The sequence below is a fragment of the Roseiarcus sp. genome, assembly GCF_052145395.1.
GTDB lineage: Bacteria > Pseudomonadota > Alphaproteobacteria > Rhizobiales > Beijerinckiaceae > Roseiarcus.
Genome location: NZ_JBKQOT010000167.1, coordinates 1 through 4,177, shown reverse-complemented (window position 1 = coordinate 4,177; position 4,177 = coordinate 1). Strand labels below are relative to the sequence as shown.

Below are 4,177 nucleotides of genomic sequence, written 5' to 3'. Positions count from 1 at the left end.
CTTCGTCGTCTTCCCCGCCTGGCCCGACCTCCTCGAAGCCCTCGCCACCTTCACCATCCCGCCCCACCTCCTCTCGGTCCAAAAAATCGAATGAGAACCAAGCCACAGGGCACTTTTAGAATCGCTGCTCAATCGCGCCGACGTCGAAAAAGGCTCAAAGGATGACGCCGCTCCGCCTGGATTGATCGAACGGCCGCGTTCGAATGCGCTACGGGCTCCCGTCCACCCGGAACTCCTGCGCCTCGACCACGGTCGTGCCGATCATCGTGCGGACGGAGACGCGGAACGGCATCCACACCCGGTCGGCCTCGATCGGCGCGAGCCAGACCTCGAGGTCCTTGTTCTCGGCCATGAACTTGGTCGCGGGACGATTCGCGCTGTGTCCGGAGATTGGCACGTAACGGGCGGCGCACACGGCGACCGGCCCGTCGTAGCCCTTCGCCTTGGCGTCGCGCTCGCCGACGTAGGTGAGGTCGATGTCGAAGCGGGTGTAGCCGTCGAAGATCGGGATTTTCCGGTTGCACGCCGAAGGCGGCGCCATGGCGCCGGAGCCGGGTGCCGGAATCACCACGGCGCCGACCGGATCGACGATGTTCTGCTCGTCGTGCGGCCCGAGCGGAATGCGGTCGGGCTTCTCGTCGAACGGCGGGGCGATGTCGACGCCAGTGACCGCATTGCCGGCGAGCGCCATGCGGATGGTCCGCGTCATCTGCGAACTGGCGGCGGTGGTGGCGAAAGTCGCCGGCGAGACGCGGCCCTCCACGATGGCGCCCATTCCGGTCGAGGCGCCGCGGGCGTTGGCGAACAGCCGCGCCAGCCCGGTGAGCTTGGCGTCAGCGCGAATCGCATAGCTCGACGGCGTGAGCAAGGCGTCGAGATTGGCGGAGCCGATCGGCAGGCCGACGAGCGAGACGCGGTAGGTGGCGTGCAGCATGTCGGCCTGCGCGGAAGCGCAGGCGAGGCCCGCCACAGCCGCCGCGGTCAGTCCGAGCCTTCGTGTTGATCGCGGCGTCATCGTCTTATTCGCTCCAGTTCCGAATCGCGCATGCGTTCGATTTGCGAATATGCGCGAATTCCGGCGCCAATGGGCCCACTCGAGGAAAACTCGCGCGGAGCAAAAAAGTCATGGTCCGAACGTGTCAAGACCTTGCGGCGACGTCGCGGGCGGACATAACATCCTCCCATGGTCGAGACGGTCATCTCCATCCGCCCGGCCCGATTGGGCGACGAAGGCGACATCACCGAGGTGCACGACGAGGCGTGGCGGGAAGCCTATCGCGGCGTGATCCCCGGCCGCGAGCTCGAGCGGATGATCGCGCGCCGCGGCGCGTCGTGGTGGCGGGTCGCGATCGCGCGCCGCACGCCGCTCTTGGTGCTCGAATACGGCGAGTCGGTCGTGGGCTACGTCTCTTATGGTCGCAATCGCGTGCCGGCGCTCGGCTACGGCGGCGAGATCTTCGAGCTCTACCTTTCGCCGGGCTGCCAGGGCTGCGGCTTCGGCCGGCGCATGTTCGAGGCCGCGCGAAAGGACCTCGAAGGCCATGGCTACGGGACCTTTGTCGTCTGGGCGCTCGCGGAAAACGAGCGCGCAGTCGGCTTCTACAAGCGACTCGGCGGCCGGGTCGTCCGGCGCGCGCATGAGACTTTTGGCGGTCAGGAGCGGGAACGCGTCGCTTTCGGCTTTGGTTGAGGCGCTTTCGCCTCTATAAGCCGCCTCGCGCCGCGGGCCGAACGCCTGACCGGAAGCGCGGACCATCCTGGAGCAACGGCCTTGAATCTGAACGCTGTAACCATCGGCAAGGACGCACCGCATGACGTGAACGTCGTGATCGAAGTGCCGATCGGCGGCGAACCGATCAAGTACGAGATGGACAAGGATAGCGGGGCGCTCGTCGTCGACCGCTTCCTCTACACCCCGATGCGCTACCCCGGGAATTACGGCTTCATCCCGCACACGCTGTCGGGCGACGGCGATCCGTGCGACGTCATCGTCGCCAACTCCCGCGCCATCATTCCGGGCGCGATCATGAACTGCCGGATCGTCGGCGTTCTGATCATGGAGGACGAAGGCGGCGCCGACGAGAAGCTTATCGCCGTGCCGACGGAGAAGCTCACCCCGCGCTATGCGAACGTGAAAAACTATTCGGACCTGCCCGAGATCACCCTGCACCGGATCGAGCACTTTTTCCTGCACTATAAGGACCTCGAGCCGAACAAGTGGGTGAAGATCATCCGCTGGGGAGACGCCGAGGAAGCGCGCAAGCTGATCATGGAAGGCGTTGATCGGGCCAGGAAACCCAAGGCCTGAGCGCGCCGGAAAGCGGGCGCGAAGAAAGCGAACGAGGAAGCGCTCGTTCATCGATGCGCGCATCGACGAGACGCAGGCGCTATGCGAGAAGCACGGCGCTTCCCCCTTTCGGACACTCGATGATTTTGGCAGATCAAGGCGCCGCGGCCTCGGCTGAAGCGTCGTGGGATTCCGTCCGGGCGCTTTCGCGACCGATGGGCTGACGCTCTTCACCCTTCGCATGGGCGAGTGGCGTGACCTCGAGTCGAAGCGCAGCCGCCTTGCATCATGCTCTGGCTCAAAGAGGTAACTCAGCACTCCGACCTATAGTCTCGCCGAACCGGCTTCAGCCCGCCGTCGGCGCGCCGAGGAACTGCTCGTAGGCCGGCGAAGACCGCATCAGGCCCAGCCTGACCAGCTGATCGGCGTCCTCGAACCGCATCGATTCCGCCGCGTGCAGCGGGACCGGCCAGCCCTGCTCCACGAGTTCGACATAGGCGCGGTACTCGCTGGCGCCGTCGAAATGCTCGCCGCGACGCGCCTCGGTCACCGCCCGCAGGGGGAAGTCGTCCAAAAACTTGAAGTGCAGCAGGGCGGCGATCAGGTCCGACAGCACGACCGGGGTCATGGCGTGGGTCGCCAGCAGATAGTGCGTGCCCGCCCGCCATTTGACCAGCGGCACCTTGCTAACAGTGGGGGCCGGATAGCGGCCGCCGAGCGCGTTCTTGAACAGCCGCTGGCGCACCCCGCCGTAGAACTGCACCGCCGGGAAGGCTTGCACCTGGACGGCCTGATACGGTCCCGAATCGAAATAGGGGCAGGTGGCGACCAGCGAGCCGCCAGGCGGATGAACCGTCTCCGCCAGCGGCTTGTCGGAATACATGTCTAGCAGCAGGGAGATCACCGCCTTATGGCCGACGCTGTCGAGAAAGCGGCAAAAGCGGTGGATGCCGACCTGGCCGACGTGCGGATAGATGAAAAGCTCGTCCGCATCGATCGTCATCGTCCATTGGCCGTCGCAGAAGGCGTCCAGAATGGCGTTGGTCCAGGTCAGGCCGCACTGGCTCTCGGCGAAGCTGTCCGTGGTCAGAAAGACGTGGATGTCCGGCTGGCCGCGTAGGAACTCGAGCGTTCCGTCGTCGGACCCGTTGTCGATCACCAGGAAGCGGTCGACGCCGAGTTGGCGATAGTGGGCCAGGGTCGAGGGCAGCCGCAAGCTCTCATTGCGCACCACCATGCAGGCGCGCACCTCGCCGGGGCGCTGCGGCACCGTTCGGTCGTCAAGCAGAGGGAGGGCGTGGTTCGGGGCCATCGGGCTCGGTCAGGCTTGCAGATAGGCGCGGGCCAAGGCCCGATCTTGCCGGGATATAGGGCATAAGCGCGGACTTTGTAACTCGGGGATCCACTTGCGGCCTGAGCAGGGCGGTCAGCGGGCCGTGTAGGGCCGACGGGGCGCTAGTGGTTCTCGGCCTTCCTTGGGCCGCCAAGCGCCCGAGGTCGCCACGACCGAGCCTTGCGGCGAGCCTTCAAACTGCGGGGCAAGCTCGAGGGGCAAGGTGGCATCGGAGACTACGTCCCCAAGCCGAAGCGGATGCGCTGCCCAACCTACGAACGCGCCTCGAGGAGGTCGCCGCCGCCGAACAGGCCGTGGACGTCCATTTGCTGAGGTTCGTCCAGAAACGCGATCGCCGCTAGGGTCGCCGATCACAGCGGATCAGCGCCGCTCGCTGTCGCGAGCGTTCAGCAGGCGGCGGGCCGAGGCGCCGCAGGGTTACCTCGGCCCGCTGTTGTCCGACGATAGCGCGTCCCCTAGCCCGAACTTCCGGTGTTTGTGAGCGCAAGTCATGGACGTGACTCGACGGGCGCATCGCGTTCTGCCTACGCGGCGAT

Annotated in this window: 4 protein-coding genes; 2 read left to right on the top strand and 2 right to left on the bottom strand. The window is 66.0% G+C overall.

Features of this window, described 5'->3' with window-relative positions; translation table 11 throughout:
* Positions 1-208 precede the first annotated feature (208 nt).
* On the bottom strand, positions 209-1,015 hold the full coding sequence (locus tag ACLP25_RS05935; RefSeq protein WP_442468306.1) for a DUF3108 domain-containing protein: 807 nt from the start codon (positions 1,013-1,015) through the stop codon (positions 209-211).
* Between the two features lie 168 nt (positions 1,016-1,183).
* Here ACLP25_RS05935 and ACLP25_RS05930 point away from each other — a divergent pair, with 168 nt between their 5' ends.
* Positions 1,184-1,690: a GNAT family N-acetyltransferase gene (locus ACLP25_RS05930; protein WP_442468305.1), complete on the top strand. Its 507-nt coding sequence runs from the start codon at positions 1,184-1,186 to the stop codon at positions 1,688-1,690.
* An 81-nt stretch (positions 1,691-1,771) separates the two neighbouring features.
* Positions 1,772-2,308, top strand: a complete 537-nt coding sequence (gene ppa, locus ACLP25_RS05925; RefSeq protein ID WP_442468304.1) for an inorganic diphosphatase — start codon at positions 1,772-1,774, stop codon at positions 2,306-2,308.
* A gap of 325 nt (positions 2,309-2,633) precedes the next feature.
* Here the strand turns inward: ppa and ACLP25_RS05920 are convergent, their stop codons facing one another.
* Positions 2,634-3,557: a glycosyltransferase family 2 protein gene (locus tag ACLP25_RS05920; protein ID WP_442468303.1), complete on the bottom strand. Its 924-nt coding sequence runs from the start codon at positions 3,555-3,557 to the stop codon at positions 2,634-2,636.
* Between the last annotated feature and the right edge of the window lie 620 nt (positions 3,558-4,177).

What these genes read in the sequence shown, in the direction of transcription:
- ACLP25_RS05935 (WP_442468306.1), bottom strand. Translation starts at nt 1,015, where the DNA reads ATGACGCCGCGATCAACACGAAGGCTCGGACTGACCGCGGCGGCTGTG.
- ACLP25_RS05930 (WP_442468305.1), top strand. Translation starts at nt 1,184, where the DNA reads ATGGTCGAGACGGTCATCTCCATCCGCCCGGCCCGATTGGGCGACGAA.